Origin of the sequence: Cocleimonas flava, from assembly GCF_004339015.1 — a bacterium.
Lineage (GTDB): Bacteria > Pseudomonadota > Gammaproteobacteria > Thiotrichales > Thiotrichaceae > Cocleimonas > Cocleimonas flava.
Map to the genome: position 1 here is coordinate 512944 of NZ_SMFQ01000005.1, position 21485 is coordinate 534428.

Annotated in this window: 23 protein-coding genes; 5 read left to right on the forward strand and 18 right to left on the reverse strand. The window is 39.4% G+C overall.

What is annotated here, in order from left to right; genetic code table 11:
* The first annotated feature begins 65 nt into the window (after window positions 1–65).
* Window positions 66–1469 (forward strand): NAD(P)/FAD-dependent oxidoreductase, encoded by a 1404-nt coding sequence (locus EV695_RS18815; RefSeq protein WP_131907551.1) that lies wholly within the window; start codon window positions 66–68, stop codon window positions 1467–1469.
* A 283-nt stretch (window positions 1470–1752) separates the two neighbouring features.
* Window positions 1753–2379, forward strand: coding sequence for a peptide-methionine (S)-S-oxide reductase MsrA (gene msrA, locus EV695_RS18820; protein ID WP_131907552.1), 627 nt, complete (start codon window positions 1753–1755; stop codon window positions 2377–2379).
* Window positions 2380–2523: 144 nt separating this feature from the next.
* Here the strand turns inward: msrA and EV695_RS18825 are convergent, their stop codons facing one another.
* The 7 genes from EV695_RS18825 to EV695_RS18855 form a co-directional block, all read right to left on the reverse strand.
* Window positions 2524–3333 carry an FG-GAP repeat domain-containing protein gene (locus EV695_RS18825; RefSeq protein ID WP_131907553.1) on the reverse strand — a complete coding sequence of 270 codons (810 nt, stop codon included), beginning with the start codon at window positions 3331–3333 and terminating at the stop codon, window positions 2524–2526.
* Between the two features lie 193 nt (window positions 3334–3526).
* Window positions 3527–3991 carry a DUF1499 domain-containing protein gene (locus EV695_RS18830; RefSeq protein ID WP_131907554.1) on the reverse strand — a complete coding sequence of 155 codons (465 nt, stop codon included), beginning with the start codon at window positions 3989–3991 and terminating at the stop codon, window positions 3527–3529.
* Window positions 3992–4085: 94 nt separating this feature from the next.
* Window positions 4086–4343 (reverse strand): RND transporter, encoded by a 258-nt coding sequence (locus EV695_RS18835; RefSeq protein WP_207907155.1) that lies wholly within the window; start codon window positions 4341–4343, stop codon window positions 4086–4088.
* 55 nt (window positions 4344–4398) lie between these two features.
* The gene (locus EV695_RS18840; RefSeq protein WP_131907555.1) at window positions 4399–5268 is read right to left on the reverse strand and encodes an MYG1 family protein; all 870 of its coding nucleotides are present in this window, start codon (window positions 5266–5268) and stop codon (window positions 4399–4401) included.
* Between the two features lie 540 nt (window positions 5269–5808).
* Window positions 5809–6048, reverse strand: coding sequence for an HP1242/YdcH family protein (locus EV695_RS18845; RefSeq protein ID WP_131907556.1), 240 nt, complete (start codon window positions 6046–6048; stop codon window positions 5809–5811).
* Between the two features lie 88 nt (window positions 6049–6136).
* The gene (locus tag EV695_RS18850; protein ID WP_243651726.1) at window positions 6137–7132 is read right to left on the reverse strand and encodes a zinc-dependent alcohol dehydrogenase family protein; all 996 of its coding nucleotides are present in this window, start codon (window positions 7130–7132) and stop codon (window positions 6137–6139) included.
* Between the two features lie 237 nt (window positions 7133–7369).
* Window positions 7370–8290 (reverse strand): LysR family transcriptional regulator, encoded by a 921-nt coding sequence (locus EV695_RS18855; RefSeq protein ID WP_131907557.1) that lies wholly within the window; start codon window positions 8288–8290, stop codon window positions 7370–7372.
* 302 nt (window positions 8291–8592) lie between these two features.
* On the opposite strand from EV695_RS18855, the gene EV695_RS18860 reads away from it, so the two are divergent.
* The gene (locus EV695_RS18860) at window positions 8593–9438 is read left to right on the forward strand and encodes an enoyl-CoA hydratase/isomerase family protein (RefSeq protein WP_131907558.1); all 846 of its coding nucleotides are present in this window, start codon (window positions 8593–8595) and stop codon (window positions 9436–9438) included.
* Between the two features lie 231 nt (window positions 9439–9669).
* Window positions 9670–10449 carry a CmcJ/NvfI family oxidoreductase gene (locus EV695_RS18865; RefSeq protein WP_131907559.1) on the forward strand — a complete coding sequence of 260 codons (780 nt, stop codon included), beginning with the start codon at window positions 9670–9672 and terminating at the stop codon, window positions 10447–10449.
* A gap of 125 nt (window positions 10450–10574) precedes the next feature.
* Here the strand turns inward: EV695_RS18865 and EV695_RS18870 are convergent, their stop codons facing one another.
* Window positions 10575–11771, reverse strand: coding sequence for a HupE/UreJ family protein (locus tag EV695_RS18870; RefSeq protein ID WP_131907560.1), 1197 nt, complete (start codon window positions 11769–11771; stop codon window positions 10575–10577).
* On the opposite strand from EV695_RS18870, the gene EV695_RS20525 reads away from it, so the two are divergent.
* Window positions 11770–11895, forward strand: coding sequence for a hypothetical protein (locus EV695_RS20525; protein WP_279388069.1), 126 nt, complete (start codon window positions 11770–11772; stop codon window positions 11893–11895). The two genes, EV695_RS18870 and EV695_RS20525, sit on opposite strands and share 2 nt — an antisense overlap.
* 19 nt (window positions 11896–11914) lie before the next feature.
* Here the strand turns inward: EV695_RS20525 and EV695_RS18875 are convergent, their stop codons facing one another.
* From EV695_RS18875 to EV695_RS18920, 10 genes are all read right to left on the reverse strand, one after another.
* Entirely contained in the window at window positions 11915–12496 is a 582-nt protein-coding gene (locus EV695_RS18875; RefSeq protein WP_131907561.1) for a VOC family protein, read from the reverse strand.
* 190 nt (window positions 12497–12686) lie between these two features.
* Window positions 12687–14261 carry a GMC family oxidoreductase gene (locus EV695_RS18880; RefSeq protein WP_131907562.1) on the reverse strand — a complete coding sequence of 525 codons (1575 nt, stop codon included), beginning with the start codon at window positions 14259–14261 and terminating at the stop codon, window positions 12687–12689.
* 9 nt (window positions 14262–14270) lie between these two features.
* Window positions 14271–14849: a hypothetical protein gene (locus EV695_RS18885; protein WP_207907156.1), complete on the reverse strand. Its 579-nt coding sequence runs from the start codon at window positions 14847–14849 to the stop codon at window positions 14271–14273.
* A 450-nt stretch (window positions 14850–15299) separates the two neighbouring features.
* On the reverse strand, window positions 15300–16064 hold the full coding sequence (locus EV695_RS18890) for an alpha/beta fold hydrolase (protein WP_131907563.1): 765 nt from the start codon (window positions 16062–16064) through the stop codon (window positions 15300–15302).
* Between the two features lie 91 nt (window positions 16065–16155).
* A complete protein-coding gene (locus EV695_RS18895; RefSeq protein ID WP_131907564.1) occupies window positions 16156–16509 on the reverse strand; it encodes a putative quinol monooxygenase in 354 nt (117 codons plus the stop codon).
* 269 nt (window positions 16510–16778) lie between these two features.
* Window positions 16779–18641, reverse strand: coding sequence for a sigma-54-dependent Fis family transcriptional regulator (locus EV695_RS18900; protein ID WP_165874759.1), 1863 nt, complete (start codon window positions 18639–18641; stop codon window positions 16779–16781).
* A gap of 87 nt (window positions 18642–18728) precedes the next feature.
* On the reverse strand, window positions 18729–19451 hold the full coding sequence (locus tag EV695_RS18905) for a lipoate--protein ligase family protein (protein WP_131907566.1): 723 nt from the start codon (window positions 19449–19451) through the stop codon (window positions 18729–18731).
* Window positions 19451–20125 carry a 2-oxo acid dehydrogenase subunit E2 gene (locus tag EV695_RS18910; RefSeq protein ID WP_131907567.1) on the reverse strand — a complete coding sequence of 225 codons (675 nt, stop codon included), beginning with the start codon at window positions 20123–20125 and terminating at the stop codon, window positions 19451–19453. The genes EV695_RS18905 and EV695_RS18910 overlap by 1 nt, the downstream gene beginning before the upstream one ends.
* A 31-nt stretch (window positions 20126–20156) precedes the next feature.
* Window positions 20157–20393: a biotin/lipoyl-containing protein gene (locus EV695_RS18915; protein ID WP_131907568.1), complete on the reverse strand. Its 237-nt coding sequence runs from the start codon at window positions 20391–20393 to the stop codon at window positions 20157–20159.
* Window positions 20394–20446: 53 nt separating this feature from the next.
* Complete coding sequence (locus EV695_RS18920) at window positions 20447–21463, reverse strand: alpha-ketoacid dehydrogenase subunit beta (RefSeq protein WP_131907569.1); 1017 nt, start codon at window positions 21461–21463, stop codon at window positions 20447–20449.
* Window positions 21464–21485 lie beyond the last annotated feature (22 nt).

Below are 21485 nucleotides of genomic sequence, written 5' to 3' on the forward strand. Positions count from 1 at the left end.
TTAAACCAAAACACTTTCTTACTTGTTTTAAATAAACAAGAAGTACATATACGCGGAGTTTCACCATGAACAGCCAACAGAAAGCACGCCAAGCACTTTCCACTGCCAAATTTGGATCATTCTGGCTTGATGCTGAGGGAAAACCTCCTGAGTTACCAGCTTTGACCGAAGAACTCAGAACAGACCTATTAATAGTGGGCGCAGGTTTTACAGGCCTGTGGGCTGCTATTCACGCTAAAGAGGCACAACCTGATAGAAATGTCGTGATTATTGAAGCAGACTCTATAGCCATAGGTGCATCGGGCAGACCTGCAGCCATTTTATCGACATCTGTCATGCACGGAATGGAAAATGCCCAACGCCTTTTTCCTAATGATATGGACGTTTTAGAAGAACTAGGCAAAGAAAATCTGGATGGGTTCAAAGATGCTATCGAACGTTATAAGATCGATTGCGATCTGGAATGGGGCGGAGAATTAACCGTTGCTGTAGGCGAACAAGGAATACCTGATATCGAGTCAGAATATCAGCTTTACAAAAAGTACGGACATGACGCACACCTATTAAATAAAGATGAAATTCAAAAAGAAATTCATTCGCCATTATTCCATGGTGGACTCTGGTCTAAAAAACGATCTGGGACAGTACATCCTGCAAAATTAGCATGGGGGCTTAAACGCACAGCGCTCAATTTAGGCGTAAAGATATTCGAAAATACCCCAATGCAAAGCAACACAAAAACGCAGGAAGGTATCGTTGTTACGACTCCAAATGGAACAGTCACAGCACCCAAAGTACTTTTGGCGACCAATGCGTTTAAATCATGCAATAAAAAGATACACAAACGTGTTTCTGCCATTCGTGATCGCATCGTTATGACTGAACCCCTCTCCGCAGAACAGATGAAATCTATCGGCTGGGAGAATAGACAAGGTATTTATGATACCCGCACACAACTTAATTACATGCGCTTAACTGCCGATAATCGAGTGCTATTCGGTGGCAGATTAAATTACTTCTTTAACAATAATACAGACCAGAAACTAGATAACTCGATAGACCCGTTCATTATGCTTGTGGAAAATTTCCACAAGACATTCCCATCCTTAGAGACGGTACAAATCTCGCACGCATGGAGTGGTCCTATAGCCTTAACCACAAGAATGGCAGTCCATTATCAGCGATACCATAATGGCGACATGATATACGCAGGAGGTTATTCGGGCTTTGGGGTAACAGCAACACGATTTGGCGCCAAAGTTGGCTTAGATATCCTGGACGGCAAAGAAACCAAGGCGAGTAAACTAACCTTCGCAAATACTCTACCAAGTTACATCCCGCCTGAACCTTTCCGATGGATCGGAGCAAAAGTGACAATGTACGCTTTAGACACTGTAGATCAAAAAGGTGGATGGAGAAAAACGTGGTTAAAAATGGTCGAAAAAATGGGCTTCCCTGTTATGCAATAATGCCTCTTGCAATATGACCTTTGTGAAGGAAAGTACTCCCTGAAGAAATAACAACGGGTATAGACAGTGAAATCACGCTTTATTAATTTAAACCTGCCATAAAAAAATGCCTGTAAGTAGGGGGGTGCCTTTGAGATTAGCCTAACAGACGCTTAGTTAACTATTACGTATATGATTTGTGAGAAACTTATTCTAAGCGTCTGTTGTCGAATTTAGCCACTGCATGCATCTATATTTATTAACATAGCGTATACAGTTCATAACTAATCTATAGGTTTACACTATGAAGAAAACACTGGGTGCTTTAATACCTCGACTTGCACTGTCTACGACTTTAGCGGCTACTCTAGCTCTTTCTATCTTTGGTACCTCCAGCGCCTTTGCCGATAAAACCGTATTGGCTGGTGGCTGTTTCTGGTGTATGGAATCAGACTTTGAAAAATTAAAAGGCGTGACTGATGTTGTTTCTGGTTTTAGCGGCGGCACATCACAGAACCCAACTTATAATGGCGATCATGCAGGTCATTACGAAGTGGTCGAAATCACGTATGACCCTAAGATTGTGAGTTACAAAGAAATTTTAGATTACTACTGGGTGAATATCGATCCATTCGATGCTCGAGGACAGTTTTGTGACAAAGGATCTGAATACCTCAGCGCTATTTTTGTCGCTAACGAGGCTGAAAAGAAAATAGCCGAAGAGTCTAAAAAGAATATTCAGGCTCAGTTTGCATCACAGAAAATTGTTACACCGATTTTAAACGCTTCAACGTTCTGGCCGATCAAAGGTAAAGAAAGTTACCATCAGGATTACTACAAGAAAAGCCCAGTGAAATATAAATACTACAGATACAGTTGTGGTCGAGATAAACGCCTGAAATCCATCTGGGGCGATAAAGCTACGCAATAAACTAACCTGTATGGCACCCCCCTACTTTGGGGCACTTTTTTTTAAATATCTTAAAAGAGTAAAACTCCTGATATTGGAGTTTTACTCTTTAGCCTTTAGTTAACCGATCTCCAATTAACCTAGCACCAATCTACCTTTTTCTAATTAACGACAAGTCAGTGCAGCAGTAGCGCTTGCTCTTCCGGTGTAAGGTCCAATGTCTTCACTTGTTAATTCGCCATTTTTAAGTGTGGTTTTGATGATTCTCTCCCAACTTGAATCGACGGTAATCATTGATGATTGATTTCCACAGCGTTGTACGCCACCCGTAATATAAGCATTACCTATCTTGTGATTGGTTAAGCCTGATTTTTGCGCGGTTTGTTTCAGACTTCCATTACGATAACTCCAGACTCGCAAAATTCTGGCTAAATGTGGACGATCTATATAAGCGATATCCATAGCACCATCATTATCAAAGTCAGCGATTCCAACTGGTGCCAACCAACGATGAGATTGCCCAATATAAGGCGTGCTGGCAATAACTGAAAGCGTGTTTGATGACGCTTCACGAATACCATAAACCGCTATTTGCGCACCTTTTTGTTTGTGACTGCGAATGGTTATGATTTCGTTGCGTCCATCACCATCGATATCCGCTAAGCGTGGATTTATATCTTCAAAAACTTGCGCAGTTTCTAGAGAGATTGAAAACGTCTTACCATCTACTGTTTTGGCATGAAGCGCTGCCGCTTCTATTGCATCTCCCAATACGCCGTGTGCATAGCGCGTGGTCGCCTCATCATACCAGGCCGATTGAATGACACTTTTAGCAGCATCAGATACCACCAATGACTCTGGAAAGTCCGTTTTGGGCAGAGCTTCAGCTGAATTTGTCACACTCAGAACTACTGTACTGAGTGTTAAAAGTGTGAAGGCGATAGGGTTATGGAAAATAGTGCTTTTATAAGTCATAGGTATTTTTCTTGAAAGTTGTAATGAAAATGCAATAAAAGTGCAATGAAAACTGTATTGAGAGTTCTCTTAAATTACGTTGTACCAGTGAATTAGGATGCATTCGCGAAAAGTCGTGACCAAGTTAAAATATGTTCTCGACGCATCCTCATAGCTTATAAGACCTATCTCCGCCAGCCTATAAGACTAATATTTACAACGCCTGTTTATATAATTCCTTAAACGTTTCAACTCTCTTTTTATTCACACCAGCATCGCTGTAGCCAACTCTTGATGCCGAGCGAAAATGTATCGCTCCTTGATCAGGGTCGATTCTGACTTCAAAATCATCCACAAAACCAAATAACGATGAAGAAAAAATTGCAGCAATGTAATTATTTTTTTCGATATATACGATGCCGTCCATACTTTGAATGGTGGACACTATTGTGGACATTGTTTTAATCGTATCTATATCCTGCTGGATGATAGGTTGAATGAAATGCTCTGCATCATCCTGATATTCACTACTCACACAGTTAGGCTTTTCAGAACACTTTGATAGCTTGCCATCCACTAAACCAGGCGCTATTCCTTTTTGCGACATTTTCCCAAGCACGAAGAAAGAGGCAAGTCCTAAAATGACCAATATTGCGATAATGATGAGCGCAGTTTTCATGTTTTATTATTCCCTGTTTTTGCTTGAGAGTAGTTTTTACTTAAGAGCTGTCTTTACAGAAATTAGCCCTAACCCAGATATTATTTAATTATCTTTACTGTTTTTTATCACTGCTTTTATCACTACTTTTATCAACGAATATAAACGTAAATAATGCTTTCGCAATTAACAATAATGGAAACATGCCGTGTAGAAAAAGATCAAAAATATCAACACCATTGGATAACTGTCCATTCACCAGCATCTGGATTTTTTCAAACAGATGAGGTTGCGGTGTAAATGGAGCTAGACCGAGCGTTAATGAGCCGATGATCAACACTATCCATGGTAAGTTTCTAATTGTATTTATCAAACCGTTGTTCCTTAAATTGTTCTCTGATTAGCGATTTTTTTGACAATAGCGCGTATTAATCACTCAGCGCAATTGTCGCCATTCTCATTGTGCTTTCAAATGATTCCGCACCTGCGATAAACAGACCATTGTGACAGAACATCGCATCCTTTATACCCGTTACTTGTTGAAGCTCGCCATCGGATAAACCCGCCCACGTTGAAGGCAACGGCTTTCTATCTTCGAATGATCCTGGCTCAACTGGCACGGTTTGTATTCTCCACTGGCCTGTCTGCGAAGGGTAAATCATATACAAGGCTCGTTCAGATAAATCGTGAACCGTTCTTTTCCATGGGGTATATTTTTCTAGCACGATAACCCGTGGGTCTTCGGCATTTTCAATCGCTTTAGCCACGATTTCTCTGGCACTAATGCCACCGTTTGCGGATGCAATAAAACGGCTTAACACGTGTGATGCAAACTCAACCGCTTCGTCAAAACAATCATCAAAGTGTGCATCTTCTTGCCACGTTGGGTTAAACATTGAAATCGTTTGGCTCAGACTAACACCTTCAGAAACACCAGTGACATGCCCACAATCGATAGCATCAATGGTTGATACAAGGCCTGTATCAACTGCATGTGCGATATCTTTACTACCGCCACAAATCTCTACGCCATATTTTTGCCAGATTAAACCAAATGAAGAATAAGGAATACCGTTCTCGCGTTCGCCAGCGCCACCCCGTTGATGGTGGTCAAAACGACCAGCATCTGCATCGTATTCGCCACCGACATCAATTACGATATCTGCCTTGGCGATTTTATCTAAATTACGGGTGCGAATCAGTGTGAAGGGAGGAAAAATACTTTTTAATGCCGCAACACTAAAAACATCATCTGCATGAAAATTGCCATTGTGTGTTGCTATTATTTTATTCGTCATTTTTATTGCGTGCCGCCAGATAGAGAAAATATATTGTTAATTAATAACTTAGACTTAAAAGCATCTAACTAACAATTATCGAGTGCAGATTTTATAGTAAGACCGCCAACAAAAATAGCTGTTAACCAAGTATAGGGTTAACCCTATTACCTTATAACAAATATTTAAACATGAAATGAGCTGTATCAGTGGCAGTTGAGTTTTCTTAACCCACCAAGAAAGGGAGTTAGTTTGTTTATAATCGACATGAGCGGTGGTAAAAAGTCTATAGAGACTAAAAGACGAACATCTATTAAAGCGTCTAAGTCGCTTTAATTTTTAAAAGCCTCTCTTCTTTGAATGAAATTACGTTTTAGTATAGTGAAAACGAAAATAGAATTTATGCTTCACAGGGACAGTTTTGATTTATTTATTTTTATATGTGTATGTAAACAATATGTAAAAAAGTGCCCCAAAGGTGGGGGGTGGCTAAATAATCTAAGTATCGACACCCTGGTGTATTTAGGGATTTTTATCCTTGTGTATTTTCATCAACGAACTCTAGGTTGATCGAATTTGACGATAAATCCCATCTTTAAGAAACGAGCGTTCATGCTTCATTTTCTCTAAAGCTTCATCTGCAATCGGCTGACCTAATTCTTCGAACTTTCTAATCTCGTTATCGAGTTCGTTATGGCGTTTAACGTTGGCAGCAAAATCTGCATCTGTAGCAGATAATTCTTTTATGCGCTGTCTAAACTCAGGAAATTCAACTTCTATCTCGTGATGTTCACCTTGCATGCTCTTTCTCCTTAATAATTTTGTAAAGTAGTTATAACGGGCAGCTAGTTAAAAATAGCTGCCCGAATACGTCTATCATTTTTCTTTATTAGATTTCTACGACAACTTTACCAATTGCCTTACCGCTTGCTAGACGGGCATAAGCATTACCTACTTGCTCCATTGTGAATTGCTGCTCATCAACGATTGGAGTCAATTTACCCGCATCAACAATTTCTGCAAGCTTGGTTAAAATCTCACCGTGTAGTTCGCGCTTATGGTCGTACAACATCGGGATAAGCATAAATACTACGTGTAGAGATAATCCTTTAAAGTGCATAGGATTTAAATCAAGTTCTAACATCGAAACGGTTGTAGCAACATTGCCGTTTAATACAGCAGCTTCAAAAGAGTTGGTTAAGTTTGCGCCACCTACTGAGTCAAAAACAACATCGAAACCAGAACCATCAGTGTGTTTTTCAACATAGTCTGCAACAGTTTCGTTCATGAAGTTAATTTTTGTAGCGCCAAGCTTTTCGATTACAGCGAGTTGCGTGTCATCACCACCTGTAGAGTAAACATCTCCGCCAAAGTAATTTGCCAACTGCACAGCGATATGACCAACCCCACCAGCACCACCATGGACAAGTACTTTTTGACCTTGTGCAGTTCCGGCTCTGGTTAATCCTTCGTAAGCGGTAATGCCCACTAGCGGTATTGCAGCTGCTTCACGCATCGAAATAGATTTTGGTTTATGTGCCACTAATTTAGCATCAGCAAGCATGTATTCTGCGAGCGAACCTTGTAAATCTGCAAGTCCGCCAGCACAACCATAAACTTCATCACCCACTGCGAAACCCTTAACATCATCGCCTACCGCTTCGACAGTACCAGCGAAATCCATGCCTAAAATGGCTGGTAATGCTGGCGATAACGGTAAATCTTCACCCATGTTACGGATCATGGTATCGACAGTATTCACACTGGTTGCAGCTACTTTAATCACCAAATGACCTGATTTTACAGCAGGCTTAGAGACTTCAGTTAATTGAAATTCAGCGTTTTCGCCGTATTCGTTTAGAGACATTACTTTCATTGAATTCATGGGTATTTCCTTAAGTTATTATGAGTTTTAACACTTAAAACATGGATAATTGGTTAGATATAAAAATCCACGTCGTTGGTTAAGTGGAAGACATATTAATCACTTTAAAAAAAATAAAAACTAGACGAAATAGAATTCAGTATTTAGCTTTTCTATATAATAGAATAATAGAAAATCATGGGTTAAATTACCAAACGTACAAAACTCAGAGTACAAGAAAGTATTTAGTGTTTTGACCTACGACTCAGTATCTTGGTTTTCCCAAATAGGCGGATCACCTATTTTTTCAAGAAGAAAATCAATAAACACTCTCACTTTTGCAGTTAGAACATTAGATTTCGGATAAACCAACCAGATTGCCGATTGATCATCAATCTCATAATCTGGTAACACTCTCACCAGAGTTCCTTCATTAATTTCTTTATAGATACTCCAATAAGAACTCATTGAAATACCGACGCCTGAGAGCGTTGCAATTCTAGTGCTGGCTCCGTCATCGCAAATAACTCTATTAATGGTTCCTTGCGGTGGGAATTTTGCGTCTGGTTTATCCTTTGCCACCAACTTCAATGTTGCACCGTCCATAAATGTTAGCAATTGGTGTTCACTTAAATCATCTGGGTTTTGTGGAGTCCCATAGCGATTCAAATAGTCTGGGGAAGCACACAGAACTCGCTTATCACTGGCCAGTTTTCTAGCTCTAAGCCCACTTTCTTCAATAGCACTGTTACGTAACGCTAGATCGAACCCCCCTTCGATTAGATTCATTGTGGTGTCGGATAATTTTAGTTGTAAATTAATGCCTGGGTAACGCTCTAAAAATTCCGGCAGGATCGGGGCAATATAAAGCTGACTAAATGTACTGGAGGCGGCGAAGCGCAATGTACCTGAAATTTCTTTGCTGCTATGGCCCAGTGCAGCACGAGCTGCATCTTCCTGCGCTAATATTTCTTTAGCAAAAGGTAAAAACTCCATCCCTTCTAAAGACAAAGAAACCTTTCTGGTTGAACGATGAAACAAATCCGCACCGAGCTGGTTTTCCAATTTCGCAAGTCTTGCACTAGCAACAGCAGGAGCTAAACCAAGTTGGCGACCGGCAGCGCTGATATTGAGCATTTCAGCGGCTATCGTAAACAGCTTAACGCCTTTTGTATCCATACCATTATCTCCGAAAACATGAAAATAAACATTATAACGCTATTATTTAATACCTTTGCAAGATAAAAATCAGTACAAGACGAATCACCTAACTAGCACTCGCATTAACTATACAACTCCTAATTATATAGAAAAGCCGAATTATGATTGTTTATTTTGGTCATTTTGATATTTTTTCAATTCAATATACTTCAAATCACTCACTCGTTAGAAACTTAAAACTCATCTAACGAGTGTTAGAAACATTAGAAAAATACACGCAGAAAATCTGCTTCACTAAACCAAACTATGAGAAAAATACAATGGAATATACAAATTTTGAAACGTTTAAGATCGATGTTAATAATGGCGTAGCAACAGTCACTTTTGATTACGGAACTGTTAATGTTCAGGGTTTACCCATGATTTCTGATTTGAACAACCTTGCACAAAAACTCGAAGTTGACAGCACAGTAAAAGTAGTTGTTTTTCAGTCTGCTCACCCAGAAATATTTGTTGCTCATGCGGATACAAATTTCCTCAAAGATATGTCGGGTAAAGCAGTATCGCGTGATGAGGTGAAACTATTAGACCTACAAGTCGTGTTAGATCGAATCAGTAAATTACCCCAGGCAACTATTGCAAAAGTAGAAGGATTTGCCCGAGGTGGTGGTCACGAATTTATGCTTGCTTGTGATATGCGATTTGCGGCTCGTGGCAAAGCTAAATTTATGCAAATGGAAGTAGGCATGGGTATTTTACCATGTGGTGGTGGATCAGCTCGTATGGCACGTCAGGTAGGTCTTGGCCGTGCACTCGAAATAGTATTAGGCGCAAATGACTTTGATGCTGATGAAGCAGAAAGAGTAGGCACAATAAACCGCGCACTTGATGCTGATGAAATTGGCCCTTTTGTAGATGCATTAGCAAAACGTATCGCGTTATGGCCTTCTGCCTCTATCAATGCAACAAAACAAGCTGTTTATGAATCTATCGATCTGCCGATTGAAGATGCGCTTAAAGCAGAAGCTTACTGGTTATATCAGGCAACTAGCCAAACTCCGGCTTTAAAACGCTTCAAATGGGCTGACGATCAAGGTGCACAGTTTGACATGGAGAATCAGCGAATCTGGCCAGAAATGCTGGTTAATATCCAGGACGTGAATTGATTTTATAATTACATATCAATGGCTAAAAATTTGACTCACTATCAATAGGCTATCTGATAGTGAGTTAAAACCAAAAACTCAAGCATTGATTGTTTGTGCTTAACCTTGAAAATTATATTCAGAAACCGAATTCTGTAGTCATTAACACGTGATTTATAAGCATATTGGGTTGTTATATATTACCTATTATTAACGAAATAGATTTTTCTCACCCAATTTTGGAGTAAAACAATGCGACACCCCGCAACAGTGAACTATCATATTCAATCGGCTGAACGTCAATGCTTTCAGTTTGATGTTGATGGAATTACTGGAAATATTATCCCTCCTGAACTTGTCAAAACATCTATTCAGGCCGAGGATTTAAGAGACAATTCATCTACAGTAAATTTCGATGTAGATGGCATCACTTTCGAAAAAAGTGCGACCAAAATAAAAGATTTCATTCATTCAACAGACTGGGAAGACACCTATAATGCTGAAATAAGAAATCTTCTTATAGATAAAATTGGTGCTAAAGACGTGATTGTTTTTGATCATACAATTCGTATAGATGATCCAGATTCACCTCGCACACCCGCTCGAAACGTACATAATGACTACAGTAAGATGGGCGCTGAAGAACGACTTATTGATATCCTAGGCAAACAGAAAGCCAGTCAGTTTAGCGAAGGTCACTACGGATTTGTTAACGTTTGGCGGCCTATCGAAGACATCATACGCTCATCACCACTGGGGTTTATTCGTCCTAGTTCAATTGAAGCAGAAGACTGGATGAATATCGATTTAATTTACCCCGATGAGGTTAGAGAGATTTTGGGTGTTGCGGCTAACTCAAATCATGAATGGTTTTATCAATCACACATGACACCTGAGGAAGTCGCTATTTTCAATGTATTTGATAATAAAGGACTTCCATACCTCGGACACAGTGCGCTTGATATGGAAATCCCGGAGAAAGTTCTAAGCCCAAGAAAAAGCCTAGAAAGCCGTACTATCGTTCGTTATTAAAAGCGAACGATGCGATGTTTTACTACTTAATCAAAATCAGACTTTTTAACAAATTATAGAAGAGTACGACACCCCCCTACTTATAGGGCTTTTTTATGAATAAGTGATAAGGTTTTTTCCTTTATTTAACTGAAGGCATTAGAGACTAAAATTAGTCGCGTTAGAACACTACTGCTAGCCAATACGACTATGCTTAATGCACAGATCTGGCGCCAGTTTGTGCGGAACTTTACCAATGAATAATCAAGTAACATGATTAGTGGTAAAGCTATTGCATAGATTGCAAATTGACAAAGCTCCAGACCGATAGCAAAAGCAGCTAAAGCCATTACATCAACTTGCCCCGCAAATAATACTTCAGAGGCAGAAGCTGCAAAACCAAAGCCATGAATCATTCCTATAATCAACAATCCTCTCCAGCTTAGAATACTTTGACGACGAAAGATTATAAAGAGTCCCGCTACCACAATAGATAAAGCTATGGATAATTCTACCAATGGAATAAACCAGGAAACGGAAGGCGCGAAACCATAAAGCCCTGCTACCAAGGTTATCATGTGACCCAGAGTAAAAGCAGATGCCAAGACAAGTGCTTTGCGCCATGTTGATGCGACGATAGCGATCAATATAATCATCGCTAAGTGATCTAAGCCTCTATATATATGTTCCGCACCAATCAGTGCTGACTCATAAAGCATTTCCCATTTAGTCTGAGTGCTTGGAAAAGTCACATCTACAACGCCTAAAACTGCTTTTGTTTCTGTATTATTATTACGATGAAGTTTCACAACTGTACCGAGTTTATCCATCACCGGAAAGTTATGTCCAAGATTTGATCTTATGTGCAACTCTTTATTTAACCCATTAACGGGTACAGAAATCATCACATCGAGGGTGAGATCGAAATAAGAAGCACTTGTTATTTGGGCTTGATCTATGGGTAATTCGAATGTTTTGAGCGCTGATTTCAAAGTACCAAATTGCGGTCGCTCGTCATCGTTCCAGAAACGAAAGCCCTCAACGTTTGTATCTGCACGCTTGTTTCCAACCCATAATTCTACAGCGTGGTTTAGTTGCTTTCGTAATATTGCATCGCTTTTTGTCACAGTAGATAAGTCTAGAATCGTTTTACCTTCCGATTCTAAACTGTATGGAGGAGTCGTTGATTCCTCTCCGACTTTCCAATCATCTGGAAGAAGTACAAGTGGTGCTGGCATACGAATCAGGACAACCGATGAATCATTAGTTTGCTGTGCTACATGAACAATTCGCGGGTCTGAATAGCTAAAATGTGCGAAAGCTATTGTAGGAATGCTACTCATGACAAAAACTACAAAAGTAATTAACCCTGAGAAAATTTTATTTCGATTGTTCTTATATGGACTGACTTTTATCACCTTTACACCCTATAAAATGAAACCCGGTGGACGTACTCCACCGGATTAGTTTCGACAAGACTTTATTGTTATTTGGATCGAGGATCCCATAAAGCTTCACCAGTTTTCTTTTCATGAGCGATACCTTCAGGAAAACTGACAAGCTCCATCTGCATTCCCCAAGGTGACAAAAAGTAAACCCATTCCTCTCCTTCAAGAGGAGTACCGGTCAGTGGATGCGGATTTTCCAAGACTTTTACATCATTGTCTCGTAAATACTTAACCGCTTTTTCCATATCATCGACATAAAAGCCAACGTGAAAACCGCCGATATCACTGTTCTTAGGCGGTTTCTGGTTTTGATCAGGCGACGAGTACTTGAAAATCTCGAATGCAGGACCGTTGGCGCAACGCACCATTGTAATAGTGTCGATTACTGCACGAGGATTGACGTTTAGGTTCTTGGTCATCCAATCATCATCAAATGGACCAAAAGGACCAAATGAGAAGAACGATTTACAACCCATTACATCCACAAAGAATTCCGTAGCCTTGTCCACATTTGGCACGGTGATCCCGATATGCTGTGTACCACGCATACCTGGTAGTTCTGCTAAAGTTACCGTATTCATGCCAAAAGCTAATAAAAAAACGCCGACACACTTACTCATTATTTCACTTAATTTTTTACTCATTATTTACTCCTCAAACTATTTGATTTCTATGACTTTCAGAATTACTTAACCTTCTATAAAGGTCTTGCTCTAATGTCTTAATCTAAAACCCTTCTTTAACAACATATGCATCACTAACATCACGTAGAAATTAACTACAAATACATTGTTGGAAGGAGGTTACTCGTTAGATATTCTTGGCATTCATCTCCTGAGCAATATACTCAGCCTGACGAATTGCTAACGCGGCTATGGTCAAGGTAGGATTCTCTGCACCACTGGTTGTGAATTGACTACCGTCAGAAACAAATAGATTTTTCACATCATGAGTTTGTCCCCATTTATTTACCACGCCATCCTGAGCTTTCGCACTCATTCTATTGGTACCCATATTATGACTGGCAGGGTATCTACCCATAATATTCACTTTAGTTGCACCCACAGCCTCAAGCAAAGCAGTCGACTTAACATTTGAATGTTTTATCATTGCCGTATCATTATCATGATTACCTTTGTAAACCACGGGGATAGGCAAACCATTCTGATCTTTTTCTGTTGGATGAAGCGTTACGCCATTTGATTCCATTGGCATATCTTCACCACAGATCCAGAAACCTGCCATATTTCTAAAGTTTGCTAATGAATTAGCCATCTCACGTCCCCAACCACCAGGCTTAAGAAAAGCAGACATAAATGGCAGACCGATATGCAATATTTCTAACTCATAACCAGCCACATGCCCACGTGTTGGATCATTGTCGGCCCACTCTGATACTAGTCCTGGAACAACCGTACTTTTATGCATATTGACAGGCCCTGGCATTTCTCCATAAACGGCTGTACTCGTATGTGTCATGTAGTTTTTTCCGACTTGTCCGGAAGAATTTGCAAGACCGTCTGGAAATAAGCTGGATGCTGAATTGAGTAAAAGTCTTGGAGACTCGATAGAATTTCCAGCAACAGCAACTATCCGTGCTTTTTGAAAATGCTGATTTCCATCTTTATCAGCGTATAGAACCCCTGTCACCTTACCTTCTTTATTGTGCTCGATACGTAACACCATAGAATTAGGTCGGACTTCGATATTACCTGTAGCTTCTGCTTTAGGAATTGCCGCATCCATACTTGACCACTTTGCTCCGAAACGACAACCCTGCATACAGAATCCAGTTACTTGACACGCAGCACGACCATCTCGAGGCTTAGTGTTAATTGCTAATGGAGCTGGGTGACAATGCGCCCCTATACGTTTGGCACCTTCTGCTATAACTTTATAGTGAGCACTGGGCTTATGATATGGAAGTCCAGAGGCTTTAGTTCCAGTTACACCCAATTTACTCTCTGCTCTTTCGTAATAAGGAGCAAGTTCCTCTAAAGATATTGGCCAATCCAATACATTAGCACCGGCTATATCACCATTGGTGGTACGCATTTTGAATTCATGCTCCTGGAAACGTAAAGCTACGCCTGCCCAATGCATAGTGGAACCGCCGACACCTTTTACTAACCAGGTAGGTAAGTTAGGGAAGTTCTTCGTTAAAGCTGTTGGGCCAGCTGTTACCCTTTTGTCTAACCAGGTGATTTTTCCAAACATCTTCCATTCGTCGTTTTCTATATCTTCACTAGTAAAACGTTTTCCTGCTTCTAGCACTACACAACGAATGCCTTTCTTTCCTAGCTCTTCAGATAATGTTCCTCCTCCAGCTCCTGATCCAACTATTACTACCAAGCTATCATCATTAAGGTCAAATTTTGTATTCATTTTATTCTCCTACCCTTTAAGCCAGTCAATCTCATCAAAACCTCTGTGGAGGTATCCACCCTTTTCCCAGGATGACCCTCCATATCCGAATCTTGGCCACAGTTCTTCGTTGTTATAGATTCCCATCATTACTGCATTTCTTAGTGTGCCAAAAAACTCCGTAGACTCGATTTCTTCAAGTACAACAACTCGATCTTTTTCTTTTTTAACCTCTATATATTTTTTACCAAAATGCTTCATTGAACGTTTATCTAACTCAGAAGCTCCATCATTAAGCTGTTTTTTAAGCGATGAATCTTCAGTGGCTTTTTCGCCCATAGGTAAGATGATTTTCGCGTAATGAATATCTTCCAGATCATCGTTAGGGAAAAGATCTCTCGCCATCAGCAAAAGCGTTGAACTTGCATGTTTATCCAATGCTCCTTTAGCCCATGCGTCTGCAGAAGCTAATATGCCACCACCAAGTAAACTGACACTAACTACAGCAGCTCCGGCAGAAGATAAGAATTTACGCCTGCTTAATTGAACATCTTGTTGCTCGTCTGTTGTTTTGTTATCGGCATCATCGCCGAGTGAAACACGTTTCATTCGTTTGCTCCTCTAAATTCCTTTTTAATATAATTATTCACAGATACCTCCGAGTGAAGAGAGATAAGTTGTTGTTTTGCTTTGGGGTAATACACTCTAAAAGGTTTTGTCTACTGCTTATGTATCAAGCAAAACTAACCTCTGATTGAGTTTGGCAAACGTAGCTTTTGAGTAACAGAAGATCTCTTAGACAAAATATAAAGAGGAGGAATTGTGTTTCATATTTGTGACAAAGAAACACTATTGACACATGTTATTTAAAATTGAGACAAAGGGTCGTTTTGCTCTCAGTAGAAAACCAGGCTCATAAAATAAAAAAGACTGTTTTTCTTTGAAAGTTATTTGGATGAATAAACGTTAAAGGAAAGAGATATTTTAATTACTGCTATGATTTTTTTACTAATTTTTCTGAATCAATTAGTTTCTGTACTTAGTTTATGTAGGTAATTGCTACCTATTCTCTAATAAAAAATTCATAACTATACGTTTAAATAAACCGGGCTTTTCAGCATGAAGCCAATGACTTGTATCTTCTATTATTTTTAAATGACAATTAGGAAAAAATGCATCGATGGCATTTTTATGTTTTGCTTGAATATAATCCGATTCATTACCTTTCAAAAAAAGAGTTGGCCCATCAAATGTACTTCCGGTTGGCGCTAAAACAATGTTTGGATATTCAGATTCAATTGCTTTTAAGTTAATTCGCCACTTAAAACCAGCAGATCTTTTAACTAAATTTTGTAATAGAAATGATCTAATATTTTTCTCTGGAATATCAGATGACAACAAATCATCTGCATCTTTAATTGTTTTTATTTTTTCTAGATTAATAGAAGATAAAGCCTTAATTATATCGTCATGCCGATTTTTATAGGTGACTGGCGCTATATCAACGACCACTAAACTATTTATACGCTGCGAATGGTTCATCGCTAGTTGCATGGCTATTTTACCGCCCATGGAATGCCCAATCAGGTTAGTCGAGACAATACCCTGACTATCCATATAACTCAGTATGTCATTTGCCATAGTCGGGTAGTCCATAGCGTGTAAATGAGGTGATTCACCGTGATTACGTACATCTAACCTATGCACAGTAAAATATTCAGATAGAGACTTAGTGAGCATATTCAAATTGCTCAAAGAACCAAATAATCCATGAATTAAAATCACAGATTCCCCTATTCCTTGAACATTAGCGTTAAGATTCATAGTTAGTTTTTGTGTAGGATGCGACTGGATATTAATAGAGGGATAACAAAAAGGTCACCCCCCTACTTATAGGCACTTTTTTTAATTAGGTTTAAATCGTAAAACCGCCGAATGGCTTCATATACTCTGGGTTAAGACCTGTAATTGCCTCTTGTAAATCATCAGTTATGTTACTGTAAACGACAAAACGGGTAATTTCAGAGGCTTCTAAAAAGCGCTCTGCAAGCTTCCCAAAACTGCCTAAATGAATCATCGCAGATTCAACATCTCGATAACGCTCATGAACATGAAATGAAGTCTGATCTTCTGCAATAGTCCATTCATAGTTCATGGTACCTTGTTCTTGACGTGAAGCATCTATCAGATCTTTCATAACAGCATCAAACGCTTCTTTTTGTCCGTCTTTAATCTTGCCGTCTACTGTCCAAATAATATTATTACTCATTATATTCTCCTCTGTTTTTTTAAAACTATATTTTCTATGAGAAAGATTCACAGCTGTGAACTGGATACATTGGGAGGTATCTTTTTGCTCGTAGAAATACAGTTTGGCAAACGCGAGACTGGGGTAATAGTAGATCTCTTTTAAAGATCATAGAGAGGAGACAATTGTGTCTCATAATATACAGGATGAGACACTCTTGAAACGTATTACCTAAGGATGAGACATAATGAAAGTACTAGATTAAACAGAATAGCCTCATATGGAAATATCTAGTTAGTCCGACTCAACTGATATGTTTTCATTTTGCGATACATAGTTGCCCTGCTTATACCTAATCGACGAGCAGCTTTACTCACATTCCAGTCTGTACTATTCAATGTTGAACGTAAATGTCTTGGGTCATTCTCATCAAGGTTAGAATTAGAGGATATTTTAATAGGCGTAGGGTTTTCAGTGTTTTTTTCTGTTACTTGTGTTCGAAGATTTTCAGGCAGATTTACTTCATGAATAGTCTTACCGTTTCCACCAAGTAAGGAATAACGCATGACATTACGTAATTCCCAGAAATTCCCCAGCCACTGATGGTCTAACAACAACGAATAGGCTGCATCACTAATATCTACGGGACCTTTTGCCAACTCAATAGCAATTTGAGAAATTAAAAATTTCAAATCATTACGTTTTCTCAAAGGTTTGAGAACAATCGAAGCCCCATTCGTATGATGGAGTAATTCAAGACTAAGTTTTCCTTGTTTTACCAGTTCATTTGGCTCGTCATGTATAGAAGAAATGACCCGCAGTTTATTTCCTGACTCCAGATCATCATTTTGTACTGCGACATCAATTTCTTTCAAAAGAGAGACAACTGACATTTGTAAATTATTCGGAAGGCTGTCTATAGATTTTAAATAAATCGTTCCAGCAAATTCTTGTTTTGCTGTTTGATTAAGGCTGCGTAGGCTATCAAGTTCAGATAAAAATTTATCAACTCCCTCCTTAGTTACATCCACAATCGTACAATCAATAGAGACGAATGGAACATTCAAGAATGACGATTCATCATGTAATAATTCGGCAAAGGTTTTTTTACCACATCCAGTTTCACCTTGAAGTAACAATGGAACGCCATGCTTGTATAATTCTTTAGCTCGATCTACCGTTGCAAGCATACTCTTGTCTTTACCAACGATATCACGTAAAAGTTTTTTCTTAGGCGTTTTGACACTACTAGCCTTTACTTTACTGCGATTCAAATTGGGTAAAAAAGGAGTAGCTATAACCGTAGAACCTTGGTCGATATCTACATTAATTTTAGTACCTGCTAAAGATGCCAGCTTGTCTACATCAAGACCAAATACATCCTCTACTTTTTGATTAATTAGCTCTTCATGTTGCTTATAACCAAGAAGTTTAGCCGCGTAATTAGTAAGCCCGACAATATCTCCTGTTGCATTGACTGCGCATAGTGCATTGATAGATTCATCAGCACTGGAACCTACGCCCGCAAAAGATAGGTGCATAGTATCTATATCAGAATAATGTTTTTTGAATAGACGAGCCTGAATTCTGGCTGCTGCTAACGACAAGATATACTGATAAAAAATATAATTTTGTGATTGATCATCATCACGCCCCGCAATAGCCAAAGCACCTATAAGTTCATTTTGTGAATCGAAAAGAGGGGTTCCTGTACAACTGAATTGTCTAAAGGATTTATAGTAGTGACTTTTACCCTCAACGGTAATCGACTTTTTTTCCTGTAATGCAAGTGAGACCGCATTAGTTGATGCTGCCGGTTCACTCCAACAGAAACCAGGTGATATGCTAGCTGGCTTAAGAAATGCAGTACTTACATGCTCCTGATAACCCATCAATAATGTGCTATCAGTGCCAGCGACAAACAAACCTTTTTGAGATTTCTGCATTAACTCTGCCAAACACTGTATTTCTTTGGTATCGCCTAGTAAAAAATCAACTAACTGATCTTGTCTTCTAGTTAGTTCGGTATCTTGAAGACGTTGAATCGGACGCGGGGTATATTGAGAAAGCTGATAATCATTTCTACAGCGTTGCCACGATGATGCGATAGCTAGCTTATTTACACTACTATTTGGATTGTAGATATGTTTCATATTGGTCCTCCTCCAATATTCATTTACAAAATACTCTGATAACCAAAACTCGTCAAATTCCATCAAACAGTCATCGGTATTACGTAATTAACTAAAATTTTTTATTTTTCTATATCTTTTTATTAAGTTTCTCGTCAGTTTCTCGGCAGTAGAATTCTGATTTACTTTCAAGTCTAATGTTTCAAAGTTGCAATGAGCATCGCTATCTACACGCTGCTCAAGTTTCAATAGGCTATTTAGTTGATTAACTGCTTTTGTTATTTCTTTTATATTAGCTTCGTAGATTAGCAATGCGTGAGCAAATAGGGCTTGTTGACCATTTTGACCTTTTACCCGGGATCTTCTTTGAGCTGTTCCTACCAATTTCCTCCCATCTACAACTACATTATAGTCGCCGTCACAAAATGCACCCGGAACAGATGAGCAATAACCTTTGATGTCTTGTGATGCGAGCTCATCTATAATCGGATCACAAATTATTCCGTAACTTTCAGCAATACTGAAAGGTCTGCCTGTAGTATTTGCCAAACCCAAAGAAATATTGAGTATACCTGGCCCTTGTGGAGTTATTCCTCCTCCTGTTTGGCGGACATATACTGGCCAACCCAAGGATTCTGATGCCTTTACAGCTTCCTCAAAATATTTATTATGTGTGAGCTTATAAGGCACAACAAGACATTGGTTGGCTGACCAAATAAAACAGGCGCTTTCATCTGTGCCAGCAACAATATCCTCTAATAGCTGCTGTTCATCTGCAAGCGCCTCATCAATGGTGTTATATACGACCAGAGAATTTCTGTGTCTGATCACTAAGTTGTGCCTTCTATCGTATTACATAAATCAGTTAAGAAATTTGCCGCGGGACCTCCGTCTATCGCCCGGTGATCAAACGTTAACGACAATCCCATAATGGGTTTCCAAACCAAACTATCACCTTCACGCACCGCTGTTTCTGTTATACACCCGACGCCCAAAATACCGATCTGTGGTGTATTCAGAATAGGAGTAAAATGCTCGACACGGGTTAAACCCAAATTACTAATCGTGAAAGTACCTCCTGTCATCTCTGTCACACTGAGTTTATTATTTCTTGCTCGATCAGATAAATCCTGACGTGCCGCTCTAAGCTCAAAGACATCCATTTTATTAGCACCAAAAATTGCAGGTGCTGCTAATAAATTTCCGGGAAGCGCTATTGCCACACATAAATCTACTTCATCAGGTAAGTGGATTTCTTTCTCAACGACAGTACCATTAATATCAGCATGTCGCTGTAATACCTCGACTACAGAAAGCATCAGTAAATCCTCTACTGATACTTTGTTTCCAGTGTCTGCCAACTTGTTCTTTTCTGCAAGAAGAGAAGAGACATCACAACTAGCATGATGGGTAAGTTGCGCTGATTCCTGTAAGCTCTTTGCCATTTTATCGGCAATCATGGCGCGAGCGCCTCGCAACTTTACTACGTTTGAAGTGTTACTCATAATTCAGTCCATAATCTCAAAACAAACACAATTAAGCTTCAATATGGGCTATCACATCACCCTTATTGACAACATCATCTTCTTCTTTTGTGATTTTTATGGTTCCTGCAGCAGGCGACTCAACTTCACATTGAATTTTTTCTACCATCACTTCAGCTACTAAAGTTCCCACTTCTACCGTAGCACCATCAGATACCAACCAACTGGTTATAACACCTTCATTATCTTCTTCCCAAAGATCATCAGGAATAATTACGTCTATACTCATACATCACCTTAAATATTTAATCTTTAAGCTGCATCGTGCAGCTATTTATATTACTAAGCTGCCATCTTCTTATAAGTAGCGACAATTTTATCGGCATTAGGCAGGCAGAATTGCTCCATAATTTTAGCGTATGGAATAGGTACATCAGGAAAAGCAACTCGCTGAGGAGCAGCCTTAAGTACAGATATATCGTGCTCGACCACAGAAGCAATAACTTCCCCAGATACTCCGAAGCTATGATAATCTTCATCTACTACTATTAAGCGCCCAGTTTTAGCGACCGATGCTCTAATCGTATCTCTATCCAGCGGTACCAATGATCTCAAATCAACAACTTCTGCACTGACTCCACTTTCTTCAAGCTCTGCTGCCGCTTTCAATGCATGGTGAACTCCCATACCTAAACTAACGATACTGACATCTGTCCCCTCACGAACTACTGATGCTTTACCAATTTCAACTTCATAGTATTCTTCTGGCGTATTTACCGTAGCTCCTCTCTCTGTACCTAACCAACCCATGCCTTGTAGACCTTTGTGGTACATATACACGACTGGGCTATCTTCTCTAATAGCGGCATTCATTAAACCCTTCGCATCGTAAGCATTAGAAGGAGCAACAACTTTCATGCCTGGCAAGTGGGCAAAAGTGCCATATACACATTGTGAATGCTGTCCCCCATCTGAGTAACCGCCACCCGTGGAAGTCATTAAAACCATCGGAACTTTAACGTTGCCTCCAGAAAAATAAATATTCTTCGCCATATTGTTATAGATCTGGTCGAAACACACTCCAAAGAAATCTACGAACATCAACTCTACGATAGGGCGCATACCATTTTGAGCTGCACCCACTGCCGCTCCCATAAAGGCTGTTTCTGAAATGGGTGTATCACGAATACGTTCTTCACCAAATTCTTCAATTAAACCTCGAGTATTTCCATAAACACCACCAAGGACACCAATATCCTCGCCCATTACAAATACTTTTTCATCTTTACGCATATACTGCGCTACTGATTCAGCCATTGCTCTGGCAATAGTTAGCTTTCTTTCTTTTGTATCACTCACAATTTTTTCTCCTCTTGATCAG